General features: G+C 64.2%; 25 protein-coding genes. 12 read left to right on the plus strand and 13 right to left on the minus strand.

What is annotated here, in order from left to right; all coding sequences use genetic code 11:
• Window positions 1-297: 297 nt before the first annotated feature.
• The 3 genes from AC0L20_RS22910 (at window position 298) to AC0L20_RS22920 (ending at window position 2,148) form a co-directional block, all read left to right on the plus strand.
• Entirely contained in the window at window positions 298-1,245 is a 948-nt protein-coding gene (locus AC0L20_RS22910) for a hypothetical protein (RefSeq protein ID WP_473292361.1), read from the plus strand.
• Between the two features lie 125 nt (window positions 1,246-1,370).
• A complete protein-coding gene (locus tag AC0L20_RS22915) occupies window positions 1,371-1,802 on the plus strand; it encodes a MerR family transcriptional regulator (RefSeq protein WP_473292366.1) in 432 nt (143 codons plus the stop codon).
• The gene (locus AC0L20_RS22920) at window positions 1,735-2,148 is read left to right on the plus strand and encodes a carboxymuconolactone decarboxylase family protein (RefSeq protein ID WP_473292369.1); all 414 of its coding nucleotides are present in this window, start codon (window positions 1,735-1,737) and stop codon (window positions 2,146-2,148) included. The genes AC0L20_RS22915 and AC0L20_RS22920 overlap by 68 nt, the downstream gene beginning before the upstream one ends.
• Before the next feature lie 177 nt (window positions 2,149-2,325).
• Here AC0L20_RS22920 and rimO read toward each other — a convergent pair whose 3' ends face one another.
• Window positions 2,326-3,651: a 30S ribosomal protein S12 methylthiotransferase RimO gene (rimO, locus tag AC0L20_RS22925; RefSeq protein ID WP_473292374.1), complete on the minus strand. Its 1,326-nt coding sequence runs from the start codon at window positions 3,649-3,651 to the stop codon at window positions 2,326-2,328.
• A gap of 111 nt (window positions 3,652-3,762) precedes the next feature.
• Between rimO and AC0L20_RS22930 the strand changes: the two genes are divergently transcribed.
• From AC0L20_RS22930 to AC0L20_RS22950, 5 genes are all read left to right on the plus strand, one after another.
• A complete protein-coding gene (locus tag AC0L20_RS22930; RefSeq protein ID WP_007610503.1) occupies window positions 3,763-4,353 on the plus strand; it encodes an ANTAR domain-containing response regulator in 591 nt (196 codons plus the stop codon).
• Window positions 4,350-5,513 carry a CmpA/NrtA family ABC transporter substrate-binding protein gene (locus AC0L20_RS22935; RefSeq protein WP_473292377.1) on the plus strand — a complete coding sequence of 388 codons (1,164 nt, stop codon included), beginning with the start codon at window positions 4,350-4,352 and terminating at the stop codon, window positions 5,511-5,513. Before AC0L20_RS22930 ends, AC0L20_RS22935 begins: the two co-directional genes overlap by 4 nt.
• Window positions 5,514-5,844: 331 nt before the next feature.
• Window positions 5,845-7,626, plus strand: a complete 1,782-nt coding sequence (locus tag AC0L20_RS22940; RefSeq protein ID WP_473292379.1) for a NirA family protein — start codon at window positions 5,845-5,847, stop codon at window positions 7,624-7,626.
• A complete protein-coding gene (locus tag AC0L20_RS22945; protein ID WP_473292382.1) occupies window positions 7,623-9,230 on the plus strand; it encodes a sulfite reductase subunit alpha in 1,608 nt (535 codons plus the stop codon). Before AC0L20_RS22940 ends, AC0L20_RS22945 begins: the two co-directional genes overlap by 4 nt.
• A gap of 201 nt (window positions 9,231-9,431) precedes the next feature.
• Window positions 9,432-9,584, plus strand: coding sequence for a hypothetical protein (locus tag AC0L20_RS22950; protein ID WP_007590908.1), 153 nt, complete (start codon window positions 9,432-9,434; stop codon window positions 9,582-9,584).
• Here AC0L20_RS22950 and AC0L20_RS22955 read toward each other — a convergent pair whose 3' ends face one another.
• Genes AC0L20_RS22955 through pxpB form a run of 3 tightly spaced genes read right to left on the minus strand, consistent with a single transcriptional unit; the run spans window position 9,585 to window position 12,153 of the window.
• Window positions 9,585-10,355 (minus strand): LamB/YcsF family protein, encoded by a 771-nt coding sequence (locus AC0L20_RS22955; protein ID WP_473292384.1) that lies wholly within the window; start codon window positions 10,353-10,355, stop codon window positions 9,585-9,587. It abuts the gene before it with no gap.
• Between the two features lie 32 nt (window positions 10,356-10,387).
• Window positions 10,388-11,425, minus strand: coding sequence for a 5-oxoprolinase subunit C family protein (locus AC0L20_RS22960; RefSeq protein WP_473292386.1), 1,038 nt, complete (start codon window positions 11,423-11,425; stop codon window positions 10,388-10,390).
• Entirely contained in the window at window positions 11,422-12,153 is a 732-nt protein-coding gene (pxpB, locus tag AC0L20_RS22965) for a 5-oxoprolinase subunit PxpB (protein ID WP_473292388.1), read from the minus strand. The genes AC0L20_RS22960 and pxpB overlap by 4 nt, the downstream gene beginning before the upstream one ends.
• 247 nt (window positions 12,154-12,400) lie before the next feature.
• Here pxpB and AC0L20_RS22970 point away from each other — a divergent pair, with 247 nt between their 5' ends.
• Both AC0L20_RS22970 and AC0L20_RS22975 read left to right on the plus strand, forming a co-directional pair.
• Window positions 12,401-13,099 (plus strand): ribonuclease activity regulator RraA, encoded by a 699-nt coding sequence (locus tag AC0L20_RS22970; RefSeq protein WP_007590912.1) that lies wholly within the window; start codon window positions 12,401-12,403, stop codon window positions 13,097-13,099.
• 25 nt (window positions 13,100-13,124) lie between these two features.
• Window positions 13,125-13,529: a (R)-mandelonitrile lyase gene (locus tag AC0L20_RS22975; RefSeq protein WP_106944817.1), complete on the plus strand. Its 405-nt coding sequence runs from the start codon at window positions 13,125-13,127 to the stop codon at window positions 13,527-13,529.
• 62 nt (window positions 13,530-13,591) lie between these two features.
• Here the strand turns inward: AC0L20_RS22975 and AC0L20_RS22980 are convergent, their stop codons facing one another.
• Both AC0L20_RS22980 and AC0L20_RS22985 read right to left on the minus strand, forming a co-directional pair.
• On the minus strand, window positions 13,592-13,942 hold the full coding sequence (locus AC0L20_RS22980; RefSeq protein ID WP_007590916.1) for a hypothetical protein: 351 nt from the start codon (window positions 13,940-13,942) through the stop codon (window positions 13,592-13,594).
• Window positions 13,943-14,122: 180 nt separating this feature from the next.
• On the minus strand, window positions 14,123-15,049 hold the full coding sequence (locus AC0L20_RS22985; protein ID WP_473292392.1) for a DUF2147 domain-containing protein: 927 nt from the start codon (window positions 15,047-15,049) through the stop codon (window positions 14,123-14,125).
• A gap of 536 nt (window positions 15,050-15,585) precedes the next feature.
• Here AC0L20_RS22985 and AC0L20_RS22990 point away from each other — a divergent pair.
• Window positions 15,586-16,257, plus strand: coding sequence for an alpha/beta hydrolase family protein (locus AC0L20_RS22990; RefSeq protein ID WP_473292394.1), 672 nt, complete (start codon window positions 15,586-15,588; stop codon window positions 16,255-16,257).
• A 29-nt stretch (window positions 16,258-16,286) separates the two neighbouring features.
• Here AC0L20_RS22990 and AC0L20_RS22995 read toward each other — a convergent pair whose 3' ends face one another.
• Window positions 16,287-17,069 carry a transporter substrate-binding domain-containing protein gene (locus AC0L20_RS22995; protein WP_473292396.1) on the minus strand — a complete coding sequence of 261 codons (783 nt, stop codon included), beginning with the start codon at window positions 17,067-17,069 and terminating at the stop codon, window positions 16,287-16,289.
• Window positions 17,070-17,207: 138 nt separating this feature from the next.
• On the opposite strand from AC0L20_RS22995, the gene AC0L20_RS23000 reads away from it, so the two are divergent.
• Window positions 17,208-17,705: a DUF1993 domain-containing protein gene (locus AC0L20_RS23000; RefSeq protein ID WP_473292485.1), complete on the plus strand. Its 498-nt coding sequence runs from the start codon at window positions 17,208-17,210 to the stop codon at window positions 17,703-17,705.
• Between the two features lie 33 nt (window positions 17,706-17,738).
• On the opposite strand, the gene AC0L20_RS23005 is transcribed toward AC0L20_RS23000, so the two are convergent.
• From AC0L20_RS23005 to AC0L20_RS23030, 6 genes are all read right to left on the minus strand, one after another.
• A complete protein-coding gene (locus AC0L20_RS23005) occupies window positions 17,739-18,236 on the minus strand; it encodes a hypothetical protein (protein WP_473292400.1) in 498 nt (165 codons plus the stop codon).
• 166 nt (window positions 18,237-18,402) lie between these two features.
• Window positions 18,403-19,392, minus strand: a complete 990-nt coding sequence (locus AC0L20_RS23010; protein ID WP_473292404.1) for a hydroxyacid dehydrogenase — start codon at window positions 19,390-19,392, stop codon at window positions 18,403-18,405.
• Between the two features lie 33 nt (window positions 19,393-19,425).
• Window positions 19,426-20,526, minus strand: coding sequence for an ABC transporter ATP-binding protein (locus AC0L20_RS23015; protein WP_473282402.1), 1,101 nt, complete (start codon window positions 20,524-20,526; stop codon window positions 19,426-19,428).
• Window positions 20,527-20,532: 6 nt separating this feature from the next.
• Complete coding sequence (locus AC0L20_RS23020; RefSeq protein ID WP_018457902.1) at window positions 20,533-21,444, minus strand: carbohydrate ABC transporter permease; 912 nt, start codon at window positions 21,442-21,444, stop codon at window positions 20,533-20,535.
• A complete protein-coding gene (locus tag AC0L20_RS23025; RefSeq protein WP_473292407.1) occupies window positions 21,444-22,382 on the minus strand; it encodes a carbohydrate ABC transporter permease in 939 nt (312 codons plus the stop codon). Before AC0L20_RS23025 ends, AC0L20_RS23020 begins: the two co-directional genes overlap by 1 nt.
• Window positions 22,383-22,529: 147 nt before the next feature.
• Window positions 22,530-23,870, minus strand: coding sequence for an ABC transporter substrate-binding protein (locus AC0L20_RS23030; RefSeq protein ID WP_027566973.1), 1,341 nt, complete (start codon window positions 23,868-23,870; stop codon window positions 22,530-22,532).
• Window positions 23,871-23,936: the final 66 nt, after the last annotated feature.

The following is a 23,936-nucleotide window of genomic DNA, read 5'->3' on the forward strand; positions in this document are numbered from 1 at the left end:
CGGCGTCGTCGGACATGGCGCACCCTCTCATCGTCGCGGAAGCGACGGCGGAGCATTTCGGTGCGCTGATGGGTCCGAGCGTTGATCATGGGGCGCGGCAATACATGCGAATGGCGGGGCTTGTCAAGCGGGCCTTTTACAGACCACTCGCCGAGCGTGCATGGGCAGGTGAAAGATGCGCGCCTGGAAACCATCACGTCTCTAGCGCGTTTGTGATCACAGGACGCGAATTGGCTCGAACCGAACGCATCACGGTTCGGACCAAGAGGGGCGGGACCAACCAGATAGTTTTAAGCCTTGTCCAACACGCCTTATCCGATCGACCTCGACAGCATTCGCGGCGCGTTTCCGCCGGGCATCGAGGCGCCGTCGCTGTTGCTGGACTTCGCCGGCTGGCTGAAGGGACGGCCCTGGGGCAGCGTCGGTTGCTTCTCACTGCAAGGCCAGTTTTCCGATCAGGCGCCGATTGTCGACGGCAGTCCGTTGCGCGACAGGTTTTCGCTGTTCATGCGGCTGCCGGATGGCTCGGCTGTTGGCGGCTGGTATGGCGCGGGTCTCGACCGCGACAATCCGCCGATCGTGGGGCTTGGGTCCGAGGGTGATTACGAGCTGCTGGCGCCGAGCCTCGATGGCCTGCTCGCAAAACTGACGTCGCAACAATTCGACAAGGCGTGGCACGATCTGCTGCCGCACGACGAAGTCGAATGCCAGACGGTCGAGCTCGCGCAGTGGCTCTCCGGACGGCTGAGCGGGGAGATGGCGGCGGGCGATGACGATCCGTCGGAGCTGCCCGACTTTCGCGGCTTCATGGAAAAATGGAGCCGGGATCGCGAAGACTATTGGGCCAATCATCGCTTGATGGCCGAACTCGGCTGGCGCCTCGCCGCGCATCTGCCGAAGGGCAAGAAGCCCTGGGACAAGACGAGCTTCGAGATCGCGATCGTCGGCAGGCAACACCAGGCGCGCGTCCTGTCGCGCGGACCGCAACCGTTCGCGGAAGCCGCCGCGATCGAATCCCTGTTGCGCGATCTGCGCGAGGAGATGCGGAAGGCGCAGCCCGAGCTCGGGCTGTGGTACGCGATGAAATTCGGCCTCTATGCCGACGGCCGCGTCATGCCCAACTTCGAATATGATGTGCGCCCGAGCATCGACGGCGAGCCGGCGAAGCTGTCGGAGGCGCAAGCCGATCTCGCCCGCGCGCCGCGGCCGGAGCGCTGGGTGCCGAAATGGCTCGCGGGATCCTGAAGCTCGGAGTGCCGCGACGCTGCCGCCCAGCCGGCGCGCCGAAATCTTTGCACCTTCGATCCCCCTTGACTTAGAGCGCGCTCGAAGGGGTATCTGTACGCGCGTCAGTACGGGAACGGGCACACATGAAGATCGGCGACCTCGCAAAACGAACCGGCCTGTCGACGCACACGCTGCGTTACTATGAGCGCATCGGGCTGCTGCCATACGCCGACCGGGATCGCTCCGGCCAGCGTGACTTCGACGCATCGATCCTCAGATGGATCGAATTCCTCGGTCGGCTCAAGACCACGGGAATGCCGATCCGGGACATGTTGCGTTACGCGGCGCTGCGTGACGAAGGCGACGCTACCGGCACAAGCCGGCGGCAGATCCTGGAAGTCCACCGGGAACAGGTGCGCACGCAGATCGCCGAACTCCAGGAATGCCTGCTCGTCCTTGATACCAAGATCGCCGGCTATGCCAGCGACGAACAGAGGACGAAGGAAAATGACGCACGCCCAAACACAAGACGAAAGCCGCTTCGATCGCGGCCAGCGGGCCCTGTCACGCATTGACGGCAGAGCTGGTGAAGCGGTCGTCGCCTCACTCGCCGACATTGCTCCGGATTTCGCACGATACGTGATCGAGTTTCCGTTCGGCGACATTTACTGCCGCCCGGACCTCGGTCTGCGCGATCGCGAGATCGCGACAATCGCCGCGCTGACGGCACTCGGAAATGCCGCGCCTCAGCTCAAGGTGCATCTCGAGGCGGGTCTGAACGTCGGACTATCTCGCGACGAGATCGTGGAGATCATCATGCAGATGGCCGTCTATGCGGGCTTCCCGGCGGCGCTGAACGGGCTGTTCGCAGCCAAGGAAGTGTTCGCCGCACGCGACGAACAGCAGGCGTCGCTGGCGTGACTGAGCGGTTGTTCCAGCGACGTTAGCGGCTGCACTATCGCATTGAACATTTGCAAGAGGTCGTCATGCCCGGGCTTGTCCCGGGCATCCACGTTCCTTATGCCGCGCATCAAGACGTGGATGGCCGGGACAAGCCCGGCCATGACGCTGTGGCCGCATCAGCGTGCAGGAAGGCTCTCAGAATCCCGCCACGCAGCCGTGCAGGTCGTACTGATCGGCGCGCTCGATCTTGGCGGTGACGATCTCGCCAACGCGCAAGGGGCGGCGGCTCGACAGGTAGACGGCGCCGTCGATCTCCGGCGCATCGGCCTTGGAGCGGCCTTTCGAGACGGTCGGGCCGACCTCGTCGATGATGATCTGCTGGCGCGTGCCGACCTTGCGCTTCAGCCTGCGTGCGGAAATCTTCTGCTGGCGCGCCATCAGCGCGTTGTAGCGCTCCTGCTTGATCTCTTCTGGCACGGGGTTCTCGATCGCGTTCGCGGTCGCGCCGGCAACGGGCTCGTATTTGAAGCAGCCGAGCCGATCGATCTCTGCTTCGTCCAGCCAGTCGAGCAGATAGGCGAAGTCGGCATCGGTTTCGCCGGGGAAGCCGACGATGAAGGTCGAGCGCAAAGCGAGATCGGGACATTGCTCGCGCCAGCGCTTGATGCGCGCCAGCGTCTTGTCCTGCGTCGCCGGACGCTTCATCGCCTTCAGCACATCGGGGCTCGCATGCTGGAACGGGATGTCGAGATAGGGCAGCACCTTGCCCTCGTTCATCAGCGCGATGACCTCGTCGACATGCGGGTAGGGGTAGACGTATTGCAGCCGCACCCAGGCGCCGAGTTCGCCGAGCTCGCGCGCGAGGTCGATGAATTTGGCGCGGACCTGGCGATCCTTCCACGGGCTCTCGGCGTATTTGAGATCGACGCCGTAGGCCGAGGTGTCCTGCGAGATCACCAGCAGTTCCTTGACGCCGGCGTCGACCAGGCGCTCGGCCTCGCGCAGCACGTCGTTGGCAGGTCGCGAGACCAGGTCGCCGCGCAGCTTCGGAATGATGCAGAAAGTGCAGCGGTTGTTGCAGCCTTCGGAAATCTTCAAATAGGCGTAGTGCCGGGGCGTCAGCTTGATGCCCTGCGGCGGCACCAGATCGAGATGTGGATTGTGGGCGGGCGGCAGCGCGCGATGCACCGCGTCCAGCACGCTCTCATATTGCTGCGGGCCGGTGATCGAGAGCACGCCGGGATAGGCCTGCTCGATCTGCTCGGGTTCCGCGCCCATGCAGCCGGTCACGATCACCTTGCCGTTCTCGGCCATGGCCTCGCCGATCGCCGAGAGCGATTCCTGCTTGGCGCTGTCGAGGAAGCCGCAGGTGTTGACGATGACGATGTCGGCCCCGTCATGCTTGCGGGCAAGCTCGTAGCCCTCGGCGCGCAGGCGCGTGATGATGCGCTCGGAATCCACCAAAGCCTTGGGGCACCCGAGCGACACGAAGCTGACCTTCGGCGCGGCCGTCTGATCCATATCCAAATCTGCCTGATTGACAGGGTTGAGCTAGTCCCAATTGCCCATAATTACAACCCTTTGCATGGCTCGCGGGCATGCTATGGATGAATCACTGGTGGTGAGTGAGCAATGAGCGCCGAACAGTCGCCCAAAATCGTGATCGTCGACGAAAGCCCGATCCGGGCTGCGATCCTCGAGGAAGGGTTGCGGGAGGCCGGATTCACGCAGATCGTCCATATCAGCGAGATGCAAAGCCTGCTCGCCCGTATTTATGCGGTCGACCCTGATATCATCCTGATCGATCTGGAAAACCCCAGCCGCGACGTGCTGGAAGCGATGTTCCAGGTCAGCCGCGCCGTGAAGCGGCCGATCGCGATGTTCGTCGACCAGAGCGATTCATCCTCGATCCAGGCCTCGGTCGAGGCGGGGGTCTCCGCCTATATCGTCGACGGGCTGAGGAAGGAGCGCATCAAGCCGATCCTCGACCTCTGCGTGTCGCGCTTCAATGCCTTCGCAAAACTCCAGGAGGAACTGGAGCGCACCAAGTCGCAGCTTGAGGATCGCAAGGTCATCGAGAAGGCCAAGGGCATCCTGATGAAGGTGAAGGGCCTGACCGAGGACGAGGCTTATGTGCTGCTGCGCTCCACCGCGATGCGCGAGAAGAAGAAAATCGGTGAGATCGCCCAGTCGATCATCACCGCGTCGGAGATGTTGAAATGACCGCTCACCTCCGCATCGGATTCATTCCGCTGGTCGACGCCGCAGCGCTGATCGTTGCCGTCGACAAGGGATTTGCCGCGGCCGAAGGGCTCGAGGTCGAACTGGTCCGCGAGGTCTCCTGGTCCAACGTCCGCGACAAGCTCAATATTGGCTTGTTCGACGCCGCGCATCTGCTCGCGCCCGTCGCGATCGCGTCCTCGCTCGGTCTCGGTCACGTCAAGGTGCCGATCGCGGCGCCCTTCAATCTCGGCATCAACGGCAACGCGATCACGGTCTCGCCTGCGCTTCATGCCGCGCTGATGGAGGAGATCGACGGCGACCGCTTCGATCCGCTCGCCACGGCAAAAGCGTTGGCGCGTGTGGTTGCCAAGCGGCGCAAGGCGGGGGCCGACCCGTTGACCTTCGGCATGACCTTCCCGTTCTCGACCCACAATTACCAATTGCGGTTCTGGATGGCGGCGGCCGGCGTCGATCCCGACGAGGACGTGCGGCTGGTGGTGCTGCCGCCGCCCTATATGGTCGACAGTCTCGCCAATGGTCATGTCGATGCGTTTTGCGTCGGCGCGCCCTGGAATTCGATCGCGGTCGATCTCGGGATCGGCCACATCCTGCATTTCGTCTCCGACATCCTGGCCCATGCGGCGGAGAAGGTGCTGGCGCTCCGCCAGGTCTGGGCCGACAAGAATCCGGACGTGGTGGCCAGCCTGGTGCGCGCGGCGGTGAAAGCCGCCGAATTCATCGAGCATCCGGAAAACCGCACCGAAGCGGCGCGGATCCTGGCGCAGCCCGAGCGGATCGGCGTCGATGCCGAAGTCATCCAGCGCACCCTCACGGGACGCCTCAAGATTTCGCCGGACGGCACCTTTCGCGAGAGCGGCAGCTACCTTCTGGTGGGACGCGAGGAAGCAGGGCGCCCCGATCCGGTCCAGGCCGCCTGGCTCTATGCGCAGATGGTGCGCTGGGGGCAGACGACGCTGACGCCCGACGGCGTCAAGACGGCCATGGCCGTGTTCAGGCCCGATCTCTACGACGGCGCCCTCGGCCGGCGGCCGCCCGCCCAGGCCCCCGCGGCGTTCGGCGCATTCGCCGGGCCGGCTTTCGATCCCGCCAATATTCGGGGGCATCTTGAAGCCTTCGAGGTGGGCCGCTGGAGAGTCTGATTCGGGCCTGCATCGTTTTTGAGCGCTGGAGATCCGAGTCTAAATTTTAGGCCGACTGCTCGAATTTCATAAGAGTCCCAGAGGCCGGAGTTCCCGCGGGCGCCCTTAACTGACTGATACTCCACACATTTTCATTTCTTCGAAGCTGGCACGCAACTTGAATGTTGCAGTGCGGCCAGCCTGTCACAGACGCCTGCTGCGCCAGTCCCCAGCAACGAAGCTGATCGGACCGTTGGGTGCACAGCCGGCTCTCGAGCCAGCCGAGCTCCTCGCGGGTCGTGCACTTTCCGTCGATACCACCCAGGTGGCCGCAGGAGCTTCGTTACTGACCATGAAAATCGACACCGTCTCAGTCGACTTTACCGACGACCAGAAACGCTATCTCGAAGGCTTCACGACCGGTCTGCAGATCAGTCGCGTCGGTCGCGGTCTTGGCGGCGGCGCCGGCAAGGCGAATGCCGAGCCGACCGGTCCCGATGCCGTGCACATCAAGGCGCAGGACAAGGTCATCGCCGCGGGCAAGAAGCTCGCCGACCAGGAGAAGGTCAAGCGCGACGAGCATCCCTTCGATGCGTATCCGCGTCTCCGTCAGCAGGCGCTCGACAATACGCCGCCGAGCCCGGCGGACAATTTTCGCTGGCGTTATTACGGCATCTTCTACGTCGCGCCGACGCAGGACTCCTACATGTGCCGTCTGCGCATTCCGAACGGCATCATGAAGCACTGGCAGCTGGCCGGCCTTGCCGATCTCGCCGATGAAACGTGCGGGCCTTACAGCCACGTCACGACGCGCGCCAACCTGCAGCTTCGCGAGATCCCGCCGAAGAACGCCGTCAAGCTGATCGAGGGCATTCAGGATCTCGGCCTGTGCTCGCGTGGCTCGGGCGCCGACAACATCCGCAACGTGACGGGAACGCCGACGGCAGGCATCGATCCGCAGGAGCTGATCGACACGCGGCCTTATGCGCGCGAGTGGCACTACCACATCCTGAACGATCGCTCGTTGTATGGCTTGCCGCGCAAGTTCAACGTCGCCTTCGACGGTGCCGGCAGGATCGCCGTGCTCGAAGAGACCAACGACATCGCTTTCACGGCGTATGAGGTGAAGGACGGCTTCGGCGTCGAGCCCGGGGTCTGGTTCCGCCTCGGTCTCGGCGGCATCACCGGTCACAAGGACTTTGCGAAATATTCCGGCATCGTCGTCAAGCCTGAAGACGCTACCGCCGTTGCCGACGCGATCGTGCGCGTGTTCATCGAGCACGGCGATCGCACCAACCGCAACAAGGCGCGGCTGAAATACGTGCTCGACGCCATGGGCCATGACGGCTTCCTCAAGCTGGTCGAGGAACAGCTGAAGACGCCGTTGACGCGCGTGCCGGAAGAAGCGTTTGCGCCACGACCGGCCGCGGACCGCATGGCGCATATCGGCGTGCACAGGCAGAAGCAGAACGGCTTGAACTGGATCGGCGTGTCGCTGACGCTCGGCAAGATCAGCAGCGATCAGATGCGGGGCCTCGCCAAGGTGGCGCGGGACCTCGGTGACGGCGAGATCCGTCTGACCGTCTGGCAGAACCTGCTGATATCAGGGGTGCGCGAGGAGAATGTCGAACTTGCCATCGCGGCGATCAAGCAGATCGGGCTTGCGGTCGAGGCGTCGCATATCCGCGCCGGCCTGATCGCCTGCACCGGCAATGCCGGCTGCCGCTTTGCCGCCTCCAACACCAAGCGCCACGCTGCCGAGATCGGCGATTGGTGCGAGCCGCGCGTCGAGATGGACAAGCCGGTCAACATCCATGTCACCGGCTGCCACCATTCCTGTGCCCAGCACTACATCAGCGACATCGGCCTGATCGGGGCGCGCGTGCCTGTCAACGAGGAGGACACGGTGGAGGGCTATCATCTCTTCACCGGCGGCGGGTTCGGTCCTGACGCCGACGTCGGGCAGGAGGTCTATCACGACCTCAAGGCCGAAGATGCGCCGAAGACGGTCGAAGGGCTGCTCAAGGCCTACATCGCCCATCGCTCGTCGCCCGCCGAAACCTTCCTGTCCTTTGCGCGCCGCCACGACGGCGAGACGCTGCGCAAGCTTGCCGATGCCGAGGTGTCCTCATGAACCAGATCAGCCCTCCACCCAAGCTCGACATCATTCCCACGAGCGCCCCGTTCTCCGACGCGCAACGCTCCTGGCTGAACGGCTTCTTTGCCGGGTTGCTGTCGCCTGAGGCGGCCACGCCGCTGTCGGCGGAGCAGGGCGCCGCCGTCATGCAGGCCGGTGATGGTGACGACGGTGAAGCGCCCTGGCACGACCAGACCATGCCGATTGCCGATCGGATGAAGCTTGCCGAAGGCCGTCCCGTGCGGCGCAAGATGATGGCGGCGATGGCGCAGCAGGATTGCGGGCAGTGCGGCTACAATTGCCACGACTATTCGGAGGCGATCGCGAGCCGCAGTGAAGCGCGGCTCAACCTTTGCGTCCCCGGCGGCAAGGAAACCGCGCGGATGCTGAAGTCGCTGAACGAAGAGCTGGACAAGGCGCCGGCGGCCAAGCCGGCTGACAAGCAAGACACAGTGGCGGCCCCCGCCGTGACGGTGACGATCGCAGAGCCCGGCCGCTCGCGCGACAACCCCGTTGCGGCGACCTTCCTGTCGCGCCGTCTTCTCAACAGGGGAAAGTCGGAGAAGGAAACCTATCACGTCGAGTTCGACCTTTCCGAGAGCAAGCTCGACTATGTCGTCGGTGACAGTTTTGGCGTGTTCGCCCGCAACGAGCTCGGTCTCGTCGACCAGGTCATCGCGTTGCTCGGCGCCTCCCACACCACTGAGGTCAACGGCAAGACGCTGCGCGAGGTGCTGATCGACGATGTCTCGCTATCGCCGGCGCCCGACACGTTGTTCGAGCTGCTCTCCTTCATCACCGGCGGCGCGCAGCGCGAGAGGGCGCGGGCGCTGGCGCAGGGCGAGGATCCCGATGGCGACGCCGCCACGCTCGACGTCATGGCGGCGCTGCAGAAGTTTTCGGGCACGCGGCCGCATCCCGAAGCCTTCGTGGAGGCGCTGGAGCCGCTGCAGCCGCGGCTCTATTCGATCTCGTCCTCGCATAATGCGACGCCTGGAAGGCTGTCGCTGACGGTCGATTCCGTGCGCTACGTGATCGGCAAACGCAAGCGCATCGGCGTCGCCTCGACCTTCCTCGGCGAGCGCATCGCGGAAGGCGAGAAGCTCAAGGTCTATGTGCAGAAGGCGCACAATTTCGGCCTGCCTCAGGATCCGAAGACGCCGATCATCATGATCGGCCCCGGCACCGGCATTGCGCCGTTCCGCGCCTTCCTGTTCGACCGCAAGGCGACCGGTGCGCCCGGCAAGAACTGGCTGTTCTTCGGCCATCAGCGCAGCGATTGCGACTTCTTCTACCAGGAGGAGCTCAACGCGATGAAGACCTCGGGCCTGCTCACGCGCATGTCGCTGGCCTGGTCGCGCGACGGCGAGAAGAAATTCTACGTGCAGGATCGCATGCGCGAGGTCGGCCGCGAGCTGTGGACGTGGCTTGCCGAGGGGGCGCATCTCTACATCTGCGGCGATGCCAAGCGCATGGCCAAGGACGTCGAGCGCGCACTGGTCGATATCGTCGCCCAGTTCGGGGCGCGTTCGACCGACGAAGCCGTTAGTTTTGTCGCCGAGCTCAAGAAGACCGGCCGTTTCCAGGCCGACGTCTACTAGCTGTCATCCTGCCGTTATCCGGGCCGGTTCCAACTGGCTCGGATTTGAACGAATAAGATTCTCGGAACTTGGGGGGTGGGGAGAATTTGCTCCTGCGATGCAGGGTTTTCAGAGAACCCACATCGCTATTTCCGCGGGTCTCTTGCCCGCCACCCCGGTTGATCCCTCATAATCCCGCAAATGGGGCGTTGGAGATCGACCATGCGCGAACTATCGGCGGAAGCCAGGCTGCACTTCTACGCGCGCTCGCTCTCGCGGCGGACCGGTGCGAGCGTGCATCATGCCGCGATGTACAGCGCCTTCGCCGTCATCGCCGCGATCGTGTTCGGCACGCTGTCGGTGCACCCGTTCTGATCACGCCCCGCGCTTGAACGGCGCGACCTCGATGCCTGCATCCTTCAACGCCTGCCGCAAGCCGCGCGCGATGTCGACGGCGCCGGGCGTGTCGCCATGGATGCAGACCGTATCGGTTCGCATCTTGATAACCTTGCCGGTGACCGAGACCACCGCGCCGTCCTGCACCATACGCACCACGCGGTCGGCGATGGCCTTGGCCTCGTGCAGCACCGCACCGGGCTTCTTGCGCGAGACGAGATTGCCGTCGTCCTCGTAGGCACGGTCGGCGAACACCTCATGCACCATCGGCAGATTGGCGGCTTCGCCGGCCTTCACCAACTTCGAATTGGCGAGCACGACGAAAATCAGGCTGGGATCCACCGCCTTGATGCCGGCTGCGATCGCCTTTGCCGTCATGTCGTCCTCGCAGGCGACGTTCGAGAGGGCGCCATGCGCCTTCACATGCGTCACCTTGTGGCCGGCCGCGGTCGCGATCGCCTGCAACGCGCCGATCTGGTAGGCGACGAGGTTCTCGATCTCGGAGGCCTTCAGGCCCGCGATCGGATGCCGTCCGAAGCCGTGCAGGTCGCGATAGCCAGGATGCGCGCCGACCGAGACGCCACGCGCTTTCGCCAGCTCGACCGTCCGGCGCATGATATCTGGGTCGCCGGCGTGGAAGCCGCAGGCGACATTGACCGAGCTCGCCAGTTCGATCATGGCGGCATCATTGCCCATCTCCCACGCGCCAAAACCTTCGCCGAGATCGCAATTGAGATCGATCGTCTTCATGGGGTGCTCTCCGTCTCTGGTCGTCTTGTCGTTTACGGCTCGTCCGCAACCTGCCAGGTCCCGGCGTCGACGGCACTGACAGCATAGCCCGCGACGTTGGCATCGCTGAGCGCTTCGATGTTGAGCGCGACGGTGTCGGCGGAGCGCAGGCGATCGGGCAGGTTGCGGATCAGCTGCGCAAATTTCTTCGCCTCGTCCTGCGCCTCGGTCATGCCGACCGCCTTGAAGCGGAACGCGGTTCCTGCCGAGGTCTGCGCGAGGCGGCCGACATCGGCCGTGATCACGGTCGCGATCTTCGGGTAGCCGCCGGAGGTGCCGCGGTCCATCATCAGCGCGATCGGCGCGCCGTTGCCGGGCACCTGGATGCTGCCGTTGACCGTTCCGTCGGAGACGATGTTGTGGCCGTGCAGATGCTTGATCGCGGGGCCCTCGAGCCGGTAGCCCATGCGATCGGAGGTCGCCGAGATCTTCCACTCGCTGTCGAGGAACAGCGCCTTGCTGACGTCGTCGAATTCGTCGTCCTGCGGGCCCAGCAGAACCCGGATCGGGCCGCTCGACGGCTTCGGCAGTTCGATGCGCAATTCCGGTGCACCGCTTGCGGCATCGACGGTGAATTCGTCGCCGGCCTGCAGCGGGCGCGGGTAGGGGCTGCCGAGACCGGCCCGGGCGTTGACCGCGAGACTGCCGAACACCGGCTCGCCCTTGATCCCGCCTTCGATCGCCAGATAGGTGAACGCACCACCGCGAGCAAAACCCAGCGTCAGCGTCTCGCCGTCCTTCAGCGTCACCGATGTGTCCATGGCCACCGGACTTCCCGCAACGTCCGCATTCCGTGGCGCGCCTGACATCGCGACGCGCACGGCACCGTCGCGCGCGGTGAACGAGGCGCCGAACGGGCCGACCTCGACAACGGCTGCGAATGGTTCGTTGCCGACAAGCGTGTTGGCTGCCGCGAGCGACAGGCGGTCCATCGCTCCGCTGACCGTCAGGCCATAGCGTTGCGCGCCATGGCGTCCGCCGTCCTGGACCGAGCTTGCGGGCCCGATGCTGGCGATCACGAGCCGGCTCATGCGACCACCTGCTCGGCGATGATCTCGCCGGCCTCGGCGGCGCGGTCCTGTTCCTCGAACGTCTTGTGGTCGATGGCGAAAAACGTCACGCGATCGCCGGGTTCGGTGAGGAAGGTCGGATTGCGGTGGAGCTGATAAGTCCGCACCGGCGTGCGGCCGAGCAGGTGCCAGCCGCTCGGCGCTGCGAGGCACTGGATTCCGGCCTGGATGCCGCCGATCGAGATCGTGCCGGCAGGCGTCAGCAGCCGCGGTGACTGCCGCCGCGACATCTGCAGGGATTTGTCGAGGCCGCTGAGATAGGACCAGCCCGGCGTGAAGCCGATCATGGCAACCTTGTAGTCGCCGGCGACGTGGCGCGCGACGATGTCGTCGGGTGTGGTGTTCAGCGCCTTCGCGACGTCCTCGAGGTCGATGCCATGCTCGCCGCCATAGGCGACGGGAATACGCCAGCGGCGCGCCTTAGTGGCTGGCGGCAGCGGCTGGCTGGCGAGCGCGAGCAGCTTTTCGCCAAGAGCATCGAAGCCGATCTTGCCGGGATCGTAGTGCACCAGCAGCGAGCGATAGGTCGGCACGGACTCGGTGATGCCATCGATCAGACTTGCTGCGAGCACCTTGTCGAGCGCGAGCACGCGCTGGTTGGCGTCGTCGTCGATGGTACGGCTGAACTCGACCGTGACGGCGCTGTCGCCACTGGGCAGAAGGCGGGGCGGGGGAAGCGTCGCGGACATGGGCTGTCGAAATCGGGCTTCTGGAGATACGCGGGCTCGGCCTTGAGCTCCGCTCGTTCCTGCTTCGCGTAAATGCGCCCGCAAGTCCAATAAATTAATGCAGGGGGAGGCGATAAAGCCTTGTTATCGCGACGCATAACTGCGCTGCGGCCCTGCATGATTGGTATCCTCTTGGCCCTTGACGCAAGGCCCGCACCCCGCAAGATGCGCGCGTTCTTTCCCGCCCATCCGGAGCTCGTCTGTTTCCATGTCGCTGTCCCCCGAAGCCCGCAAGACCCTCGCCGGCATCACCACTGCCACCATCACCACGGTCCTGCTGAAGAAGGGCCTGCGCAACATCTGGATGCGCGGCGCGCGTCCGCTGCGCCCGGGTCTGCCGCGCCTGGTGGGACCGGCCTTCACGCTGCGCTTCGTGCCGGCCCGCGAGGATCTGGCGACGCCGGAATCCTGGTCGTCGCCGATCTCGACCCGCACCGCGATCGAGGCGATGCCGGAGGGCTGCATCGCCGTGGTCGATGCCATGGGCATCACCGACGCCGGCATCTTCGGCGACATCCTGTGCGCGCGCATGATGAAGCGCGGCGTCACCGCACTCGTCACCGACGGTGTCGTGCGTGACGTCGAGGGCGTGCTCGGCACCAACCTGCCGGTCTGGTGCGACGGCTATGCCGCGCCGCCGTCGGTTGCCGGCCTGACCTTCGTCGGCTGGGGCGAGCCGATCGGCTGCGGCGGCGTTGCGGTGTTCCCGAACGACATCGTGGTCGCAGACCAGGACGGCTGCGTGCTGATCCCGCAGGCGATGCTCGAACACGTGCTCAATGAGGGTGTCGAGCAGGAGCGGATGGAAGCCTGGATCGTCAACGAAGTGAACAATGGCGCGGTGCTCCCGGGCCTCTATCCCATGAACGCCGAGACCAAGGCGCGCTACGCAGCAAGCAAGAAGTAACAGGCAAGGAAACGAGGTAAATCCAATGGAGATCACTGTTGCAGGCACGCGGCCGACACGCCGCGCGCCCGGGGAACACTTCACCGGCACCGTCTGGCAGGACCCCGTGATCATGGCGCCCGCGCCGGCGCGGCTGAACTGTTCGCGCGTCTCGTTCGAGCCGGGCGCGCGCACCAACTGGCATCACCATCCGCTCGGGCAGACGCTCTATGTGATCTCGGGGGTTGGCCGGGTCCAGACCAAGGGCGGGCCTGTCATCGAAATCCGCCCCGGCGACACCGTCTGGATTCCACCGGGCGAGCTGCACTGGCACGGCGGGTCGCCAACCAACGGCATGACTCACATCGCCATGCAGGAAGCGCTCGACGGCGTGTTCTCGACCTGGTTGGAGCCGGTGACCGACGCGGAATACGGCGCGGCGGTCGGCTAGTTTGCGTGACCCGGCTTTGCGCAGCGACGCTTTGCGTCGCTGCTCGTCCGGGACAAGAGCGCTTACATCCGCTCCGCCGTCCACGTGCCCGTGCACATGCTGCCGCGCCAGGTGCCGGAGCCCGAAGTGCCGCTGAGCCGGCCGAAGCCGACAGCGCGCTTGATGCCGGTGCTCAAGGTGACGTTGATGCTGCCCGCGTCCGCGACGCGGCCTGACGCCGTCACCATGGCGCTGCTCGAGGCGATCTGACCGTTGTTGATGCCGATCGCGACGGTCGAGCCGTTACCACAGGTCTCGCTCGACGACGAGATACGGACATTCCATGCGCCGTCGAAAGTGCTGGCGCTGGCCTGCGCGGCCGGCAACGCGATGACAATGATGGTGGCGAAGAGAGCCTTGCGAAATCCGTTCATGACACGCCCCTAGGGTTGATCATGCGGGCATCGTGTCACGGCCTCGGAACCGGCGATGTGAGGGCTGTCACGCGCGCGACGGGCTCTGTGATGTCGCGCACGTCGCAATCGATTTGGCGGCAAAAGCAAAAGGGACCCGCGCTGCGGGTCCCTTTGTCGGTCAGAGGTGTCGCCCCGAAGTCAGTTCACACGCGTCCAGGTCTGGCCGCCGCAGAACATGCCGCCGAAGGCGCAGCCCTGCACGCGCAGGCGATCGGTGCCCTTCAGCGCGATGGTTGAATCATAGGTCGAGGCGGAGTTCGGATCGAGGATGCGGCCGGACCATTTCTGGTCCTTGTTCTGGTCCTTGCCGGGCTTCATGTTGATCAGAACCTGCTCGCCATTCTGGTTCGATTTCGAATCGACCGAGTAGCCGCAGAGATTGCTGCCGCATTGCTCGATCCGGACCTTGCCTTCCTTCTCCTCGGTGAGCCAGACCCCGAGCGGTGAATTGAGGTCGCGCGTGGGCGCGGTTGCGGGAGCCGGCGGCGCGACGGCGGCCGACTGAACGGGGGCAGGCGCAGGCGCCGGGACGGGAGGCGGAGATGGCGCCGGGGGCGCGGCTGCGACGATCGGGGCGGGCGGCGGCGGCGGTGCGGGCGGTACGGCGGCCACCGTCGGGGCAGCACTCGGGGCCGGCTGAGGCGGCGGCACAAGCGCCTCTTCGGCCGGGGCATTGTTCGCCGTGGCGGCCGGAGGCGCCGGCGGGGCAGGAGGCGCGACGGCCACGGGAGCTTGGACGGGAGCTTGGACGGGGGCTTGGACAGGGGCCTGCTCGGCCGCCGGGGGCGCCGTGACCAGCGCCGGGGCCGGCGCTGGATTGGCGGGCGCCTGCGGGTCAGCCTTGGCTTGTTGCGGTGCCTGCGGGTCCGATTTTGGAGTCCCCTTGGCATCGTTCTTGGTTTTCTTCGCCTTGCTCTGGCCGGTGTTGTCGTACACGCCGGGGATTTGCACCGTGCCGCGATCGGGATCGATGCGGATGGTACGTCCGCCATAGTCGAAAGTGTACTGCGCCTGCGCAGCGGTGCTCGCCAAAAGGAATGCGGCCGTGGCCAACAGCTTCCTCATTTCGCATCTCCTGAAACAGGTGGTCCCCGCACCGACGCTTACGCCCCGGTTCGATCGCAAAAAGTGATCTAGATCACTGTCACCGTATGAGTCGTGCTCCGGCGGTTGCGGGTTCAATAACACCGGAGCCGGTCCAAAGTGGGACAGCGGCGTGGCCCGCATCTGGACGGATACAGGACTGGCAAGTACAATCGCCTTGGTTGAATAGTTTGAGAGTACACGCTCATGCCACGGCCACTTGCCACAACCATTCTGATCGCGGCCTGCTGTCTAGTTGCGACCCTGGCGCAAGCGGCCGGACTTCAATTTATCGAGGTACCCGCGGATGCCGACGGGCTTGCTCTCAAGGGCATGGCGTGGACACCTTGCACAGCGGCGCCCTCCGAGGTCGCCGTGGGCCGCGGAGTCATTGTGCCGGGCGTAAAGGACTGTCCGGTCGCGGGCAATCGATTGCCATTGATCGTTGTCTCGCACGGGCGCCGCGGCTCGTTTCTCACGCACAACGATACCGCGGCCGCACTTGCTGATGCCGGATCGTGGTCGCTGCCATCAGCCATCCCGGCGACAATGCCAGGGACAGCAGCCGGACGGACGAGTTCTCCGTCCTAATTCAGCGTCCCATCGACATGAAACGGCTCACGAGTTTCATGCTCGGCGCATGGAAGGAAGCGGCGGTCCTGGACCCGCGGCGGATTGGCCTGTTCGGGTTCTCGCGCGGCGCCTATACCGGTCTCGTCGTGATCGGCGGCAACCCTGATTTCGGTGCGCTGGCCCGGCTCTGCGAGAGAGAGGGAGCCACGACGCCGAAATGTCGGGACATTCGCGAGGGCCGGATGCCAACCGAGCCGGCAGTCCACGATCCCCGTGTCAGAGCGGCCATCTTGGCGGATCCGCCACTTCTTGATGGTCTCTTCAGCCGTGAGCGCCTCGCCGATCTAACGATCCCAATGATGTTGTGGCGTTCAGCGCTCGGTGGCGACGGCGTCACGCCCGATGCTGTCGATGCGCTGGAAGTCCTTCTTCCCGCACGGCCCGATTATCGGATCGTGCCCAACTCCGCGCATTTTTCCTTTATCGCGCCATGCGCGCCCCAACTGGCCGAAACAGCGCCGATTCTTTGCACCGATCCGCCAAGGTTCAATCGGAAAGCGTTTCACGACGAGTTCAATGGCGCGGTCGTGGCCTTTTTCCGCGCGCGCCTGGAGTGACGGAAGACGCACGCAGCGCGGGCATCGGCCTAGTCGAACCAGGCGGCGTAGATCTTCTTGTAGCTGCCGTCCTGCATGGAAATGTGCAGCCATTGGTCGACGAACGCCTTCAGCGCCATGTCGCGCTGGAGCCAATAGGCCTTCTCGGAGAAGTCGAACGGCTTGTCGGGATGCACCGCGCAGAGCACGCCTTGATGCTGCTTCTGCTGGTAGCGCGTCTCGGAGGCATCCGTCATCATCAGGTCTGCATTGCCCTTGGCGATCTCGTCGAAGATCACGGTATTGTCAGGGAAGACGGTGATGTCGGCCTCCTTGATGTTGGCACGCGCGAAGCGCTCGTTGGTGCCGCCGGGATTGACGATCACGCGGGTGCCCTTCTTGTCGATGTCGGTGATGCTCTGGTACTTGCCGACGTCGGCACAGCGCGCGATCGGCGTCTTGCCCTCGCGCATGATCGGCGTGGAGAAGAAGCCCTTCTTCTGCCGGTCGAGCGTGACCGAGACGCCGCCCATGGCGATGTCGAACTGATCGGCCTCGAAATCCTTCATCAGCTTCGGCCAGGCCGTCGGCACGAATTCGACCTTGACGCCGAGCGCCTTTCCGAGCGCCTCCGCCATGTCGACATCGAAGCCGTTGAACTGCTGCGTCGTCTTGTCGAGATAGGTGAAGGGCTTGTAGTCGCCGGTCATGCCGACGCGCAATGTGCCGCGCTTGACGATCTCGTCGAGGCGGGACGGCGTCGCCTGCTGTGCCTGCGCCGAAAGGTTTGCCAGCAGGACCACGGCCAAGGTCACCAAAATTCGACTGGTCATTCGAACGATCATCTCTTTTCCACCCATGCCCAAGCTGTCATTGTGCAGCTCTCGATGCCTGTCTTGAGGCCTGGATTTAGACCAGATGCCCGTCGCTGGCGAGGCGGAAGTGAAGGGAATTTTGAAGTGACGATCTCGATGCATGACGCCTCGGTCGGCGTCTTCGTGCCTTACTTGCGCAACCTGTCCGCACTGCTCGACAAGGGCGTTGCCTATGCCGAAGCCCGGAAGTTCAATCCGGCCGTCCTGCTCGGCATGCGCATCGCGCCCGACATGTACGATCTGGCGCAACAGATCGGCGAGGCCTGCCGCCATGCCACGGTCGCCGCGGCCTTGCTGGCCGACCGCGAGCCGGTGACGCTGCCGGTGCTGGAGCACGACATGGCCGGGCTGCAGGCCCGCATTGCGACGTCCATCGAGTTCATCGAAAGCCTGCCGCGCGCGGAGATCAATGCCGCGGCGGACCGGAATGTCTTCTTCAGGCTGAAGAACGGGACCGAGTTGCCCTTCACCGGGCGGACGCTGCTGCTCACCTTCAGCATGCCGCAGTTCTTCTTTCACGTCACGACCGCCTACGACCTGTTGCGGCACGCAGGCGTCGAGCTCGTGAAGAAGGATTATCTCGGGCGACGATAAGCCGAACCGGCATCCACTTCGCGCGAAAACGCGCTAGGCTTCGCCCTTGCGCTCGTAATCGGCGAGCGAGCTGCGGCCGGCGATTTCGCTGCGCAGCTCTTCGAAGCGCCGATGGGCCTCGTCCTCATGCGTGTCGACGAAATGCACCGCGGCCTCGCCGGTCATCGGGCCGCTGACCACGGGCACGGACTGCTCGCCGATGGTCTCGTGGACGTAGAACTGGCCGTCGTCGCCGCGATGGACCGTCCATTTCAGACGGATCGCCACCATCGGCCCTGGGCCAACCTTGCTATAGCCGTCGGCATCGGTGTGCTCCGGCACCAGCGGCTGCTCCTCGACCACCGGATGCTCGTCGACCACGGGGTGCTCGTCGGCGACCCCATGCTCACCGGCAACCACCATTTCGGTCACGGTGACCGTCTCGGTCTCGCGCACGGTCTCGGTCTCGCGCACAACGAGGACGGGTTCAGGGTGCTCCAGGATGCTGGCGATGGTCGCCAACGCGTGGTCGGTCGGGTCGATCTCTGACAAGGGTCATCCTCCAGCTCGACGCGGCCGGCAAGTCTGTCCCACTGCCGCCGCGGCCGGACCTATTACGCGGGTTTGATTAAGGCTGAGTGAGGGCTCGATCTGCACCAAAATGGGACTCATTCTGGCGTTCCGAAGGCGGGGGTCGGCCGCCCGCCCTGGAGATAGCTCAGCCCAGCACATCCTGATTGATGATGTTCTGCCGGATGGGATCGCCGTCCAGCACACTCAGGATGTTGCGCGCGGTCTGCTCGCTCATCCGGCTCACCGCCTCGACCGTGACGCCGGCGACATGCGGGGCCATGATGACGTTGGGCAGCGCGAACAGCGCGTTGCTGACCGGCGGCGGCTCGACCTCGAACACGTCGATTCCGGCACCGGCAAGCTTGCCCGAGACCAGTGCATCGTACAGCGCCGCTTCCTTCACGATGCCGCCGCGCGCGGTGTTGATGAGGTAGGATTTCGGCTTCATCCGGCCGATCCTGTCAGCATCGAACAGTCCGACGGTCTCCGGCGTCTTCGGGCAGTGGATGGTGACGAAATCGGCGTGCGGCAGCGCGGCATCGAGGTCGGCGACCGGCTCGCAGCCTGCAGCCTTGATCTCCGCGGCTCCCTTGTAGGGATCGTAGACCTGCACATTCATGTCCATCGCCAGGCAGCGCTTGGCGGTGCGGGTGCCGATGCGGCCGAAGCCGATGATGAGGACGGTCTTACCGTAGAGATCGAACGGCAGCATGCCGAGCCGGTCGGCCCATTTGCCGTCCTTGACGCAGGAATGCATCTCCTGCGCGCGTTTGGCCAGTGTCAGCATCATGAACAGCGCCTGCTCGGCGACCGAGGGCGAATTCGCGCTGCCTGCGACCATCAGCGGCACCTTGCGGCGGGAGAGGGCGGGGACGTCGACGGCGTCGTAGCCGACGCCGATCCGGGTCACCACCTTCATGTCCTTCGAGGCTTCGAGCTCGGTCTCGCCGAAAGCGGTGGCGCCGAGCGCCACGCCATGGACCGGCGCGTGGCTCTTCAGCAAAGCCTCGAAATCCCTGGCGGAGATCAGGTTCGGAAACTCGATGAGCTCGATGTCGTCTCGCTGGGTGAGGAGGGCGCGTGCCCCTTGCGACAAAGTTTGCGTGACAAAGATTTTCTTCTTGTTGGTCGACATCGTCCCTACCTGCGCGAGTTTCTTGGCCGGCCGTCACAAGACGGCGCCGGTCGCCTCGTTTAGCAGGTGCATATTATTGAGGTCCATCGCCAAACGCATGGGTGCTCCGTCCTTGGCGCCCGCATTGGGATCGACACGGCCGCAGACGGGTGTGCCTTCCAGTCCGAAATAGACCAGCGTCTCCATTCCCATCGGCTCGGTGACGTCAAGCACGGTGTCGAAGGTCTCGACCCCCGGCTCCAGATGCGCGTGCGATTCCGTGAGATGTTCGGGACGGATGCCGAGCAACAGGTTTTCAGCTCGGGGCAGTGCGCTGTAATGGGCGGCGCGGGCCGGCGGCAACGGGAACGAGATGCGGTCCGTCAGGCGGACGTTGAGCTTGCCGCCGACGTCCTCGAGCCGGCACGGAATGAAGTTCATCGCCGGCGAGCCGATGAAGCCCGCGACGAAGCGCGTTGCCGGCTTGTGGTAGAGCTCGTTCGGGGTGCCGATCTGCTCGATCCGTCCCTTGTTCATCACCACGACGCGATCCGCCAGCGTCATCGCCTCGACCTGGTCGTGGGTGACGTAGACCGTGGTGGTGCGCACCTTCTGGTGCACCTTCTTGATCTCGATCCGCATCTGCACACGCAGCTTGGCGTCGAGATTGGACAGCGGCTCGTCGAACAGGAAGACTTTCGGGTTGCGCACGATGGCCCGCCCCATGGCGACGCGCTGGCGCTGCCCGCCGGAGAGCTGCTTCGGCTTGCGGTCGATCAGGTCGGTGATGTCCAGGAGGCGGGCGGCCTCGGTCACCCGCGCCTTGATCTCGGCCTTGGGATAGTGCTTGAGCCGCAGCCCGAACGACATGTTCTCCGCGACCGTCATGTGCGGATAGAGCGCGTAGTTCTGAAACACCATCGCGATGTCGCGGTCCTTCGGTGGCACGTCGTTGACGACGTCCCCGCCGATCATGATGTCGCCGTCGGTGATGTCCTCGAGTCCCGCGATCATCCGCAACGTCGTCGACTTGCCGCAGCCGGAGGGGCCGACGAGCACGATGAATTCATGGTCTGAGATGTCGAGATCGATGCCGCGCACCGCCTCGACGTCGTCGTAACGCTTGACCACCTTCCGCAACGCAACCTCAGCCATAAGACATCAACCCTTTGTCGCGCCGGCGGTCAGGCCGGCAATGTAATAGTCCATCAGGAAGGCATAGATGACCAGCGGCGGGGCAGCACCAAGCAGCGCGCCCGTCATGATCTGCCCCCAGTTGAAGACGTCGCCCTTGATCAGCGTGGTGGTGATGCCGACCGGCAGCACGAGCTGGTCGATGGATGTCGTGAACACCAGGGGATAGAGGAACTGCGCCCAGGACACGGTGAAGGCGAAGATGGTGGCTGCGATCAGGCCGGGCAGGGCGACGGGGATGAAAATCCGCGTCAGGGTCTGGAGCCAGGAGGCGCCGTCGATGAGAGCCGCCTCGTCGAGCTCCTTCGGGATCGAGGCGAAATAACCGATCATGATCCAGGTGCAGAACGGCACGGTCAGCGTCGGATAGATGAACACCAGCACGTACCATCGGTTGAGAAGAGTGATGCCGGTGACGTCCTGGACCACCGCGAGCATCTTGAACAAGGGAATGAACAGGAGGCTGTCCGGTATCAAATAGGTGAGAAAGACGCCGGTCGCGAGCGTCGCCGAGCCCCAGAACTTCATACGCGCCAATGCAAACGCCGCCGGAATGCTGATCAGCATCGTCACGATCACGACCACGATCGAGATCATCGACGAATTCCAGAAGAATCGCAGGAACTGGTTCGAGGTCAATAGCTCGACATAGTTCGACAGGGTCGGATGAAATACCCACCACGGATTGGTGGCGGCCGAGATCTCCGCGCTGCTCTTGAGCGAGGTGATCAGCATGTAGATCGGCGGGATCAGGAAGAAGATCGCAAACAGCACCAGGAAAAAGTAGGACCAGCGCAGCGCCCAGGTGCGGTCGCGGCTCATGCTTCGAAGCTTGACCTTGCGTGTCGGTCCGGCCTTGTCGATTGCGAGCGTGCTCATCAGGCTTCGTTCCCGCGTTTGTTGACATCACGCAGGATGAAGACCGCTGCGACGGCGAGGATCGGCACCATGAACAGCGAGACGCATGCGCCGAGCGGAATGTCGCTGCTCTGGATGCCGACCTGGAACGCCCAGGTGGCGAACAGATGCGTCCGGTCCAGCGGACCGCCGGAGGTGAGAATACGCACGATGTCGAAATTGGCGAAAGTGACGATCAGCGAGAACAGTGTGGTGATGGCGATGATGTTGCGCATCATCGGCAAGGTGATGTGCCAGATCTTCTGCCACCAATTGGCGCCGTCGATCGATGCGGCTTCGTAAAGCTGGTCGGGCACGGATTTCAGCGCGGCCAGGTACATGATCAGGAAGAACGGCGCGCCGTACCAGACGTTGACGAGGATAACGGAGAAACGCGCCCAGAAGGTATCACCGAGCCACGGGATGGGACCGATGCCGAAGAACGAGAGGGTATAGTTGAAGGCGCTGTAGGAGGGGTCGAACAGCCACAGCCATGCCAGCGTGCTCATCGCCGGCGGGATCACCCAGGGCACCAGCAGCATGCCGCGCCATTTACGTTGCTTCTTGCCCGGAATGTTGTGGACGAAATGCGCGACGATGAAGCCGATCAGCGCCTTGAAGACCACGGCGGTAATCGCAAAAATGCAGGACTGCCTCACCACCATCCAGAACGTTTCGCGCTTGAACAGGAAGGTGAAGTTGCTGAGGCCGACGAACTTGGTCATCGCCTTGTTGAGCGTCGCCAGGTAGACCGAATAGAAGGCGGGATAAAGCACGAGCAGGGCGATCAGGAGGATCAGCGGCAGCGTCAGGAAGAACGCGACGGTCGATTTCCGTCCCATTGCATTGCGCAGGCTCGCCCGTTTGCGCGGGCTTGCAGCTCGAGCGAGACGGCCTTGCTCAACGACGACATCGGCCATGAATTTAGCCTCTTTTGCAGGACACGTAGCAGGACATCTGGAGCGGGAAGCCGGCGCAGCCGTCGGCTTCATTCGGCAAGCGGATCGAGCGAGGGGGGCCTCGGCGGCTCACGCGCGAAGCGTGAACCGCCATGGCACATCCCCGGCTCAGGTCCGCATGAAGCCTTCGCACTCGCCTTCGGCCCAGGCGAGCGCGGTTTCCAACTTCTCTCCTTGCGCAAAGCGCAGCGCCATCTTGGTCAGCGTCGCCTGGAAGTAGATCTGCTGGGCAATCTTCGGCGGCGCCGGAGACGCGGCGATCGACATCGTCTGCTGCTTGTAGGGATCCGGATAGTGGAAGAGCGTGCCCTTCGGCGGCCCTTCCTCGGCCCAGGTCTTGAACTTCGTCATGTTCGCGTAGGCCGGCAGATCGTACCCGCCGCTCGCCGCGACGAACTTCTCGATCGCCGCTGGCGAGGACAGGTGAACGAGCAAGCTCTTGGCCGCTTCCTTGTTCTTGCCAAAGGCCCAGACGCCCCAGAAGTAGGGCAGGAAGGGCGCAAAACGTCCCTTCGGACCGGACGGGAAGCCGTGGGTCCAGCACTGTTCGGCGACTTGCGGCGCGTCGCGCTTGGCGACCGCCCAGGCACTCGGCGGATTGAGGATCATCGCCCCGCGGCCCGAGATCAGCCATTTGTTGTTGGACGCATCGTCCCAGGACGGCGCGTCGGTGGGCAGGACGGCGATCAGCTTCTTGTAGAATTCGAGCGCCTGCCGCACCGCGTCGGTCTTGACGGTGATATCGCCCTTGGCGTTGACGAGCTCGGCGCCGAACGACTGGAAGATCGCGCCGGCGGTGTCGACGCTGTCGGTGGTCTCGCCGAGACCGATGCCGAAGGGGAAGCCGGCTTTGTGGCAGGCCTCGGCCGCCTTCAGGAAGGTCTCCATGGTCCAGTTGTCCGCCTTCGGCGGACCGCCGGCCGGATACATCTCCTGCACGTCGATGCCAGCGTGTTTCTTCATCAAATCTATGCGGGAGCAGGGGCCCTTGATCTGGCTTCCCGGCGTCGCGGGCACTGCGAGCCATTTGCCGCCCGACCGCCCGAGATATTTGACGGTGTCGTTCACCTCGCCGTTCTGCTTGATGAGCGGCTCCATGACGTCGTTGAGCGGTTCGAGATTCTCGGAATAGGCGTGCGGCCACCAGCTCGGCATCTGCAGAATGTCGTGGCCAGACTTGGCCTGGGCTTCGGCCGCCGCCGTCAGCTCGATCTTCTTGTTGTTGCTGGTGATGTAGTCGATCGAGACTTCGACCTTCTCCTTCTCGCCCCATTCCTTGACGAGCGCGGTGGAGGCATCGTTGGCGCCGGGCACCCAGTGGTCCCAGAAGCCGATCGAGAGCTTGCCGGCGGCGTAAGCGCCTCGGACATAGGGCGCTGTGATCAGCGCCGCGGAGGACATTGCAGTGGCAGCCACAAATTGACGTCGCGTCAGTGTCTTGCGTGACATCTCGTTTCCTCGCTTGGGTGTTTTATTGTTCTGGCGTTTCCTCTGAACTCTTCCGAGTTCTACTTT

The sequence above is a fragment of the Bradyrhizobium sp. Kon58 genome, assembly GCF_055807455.1.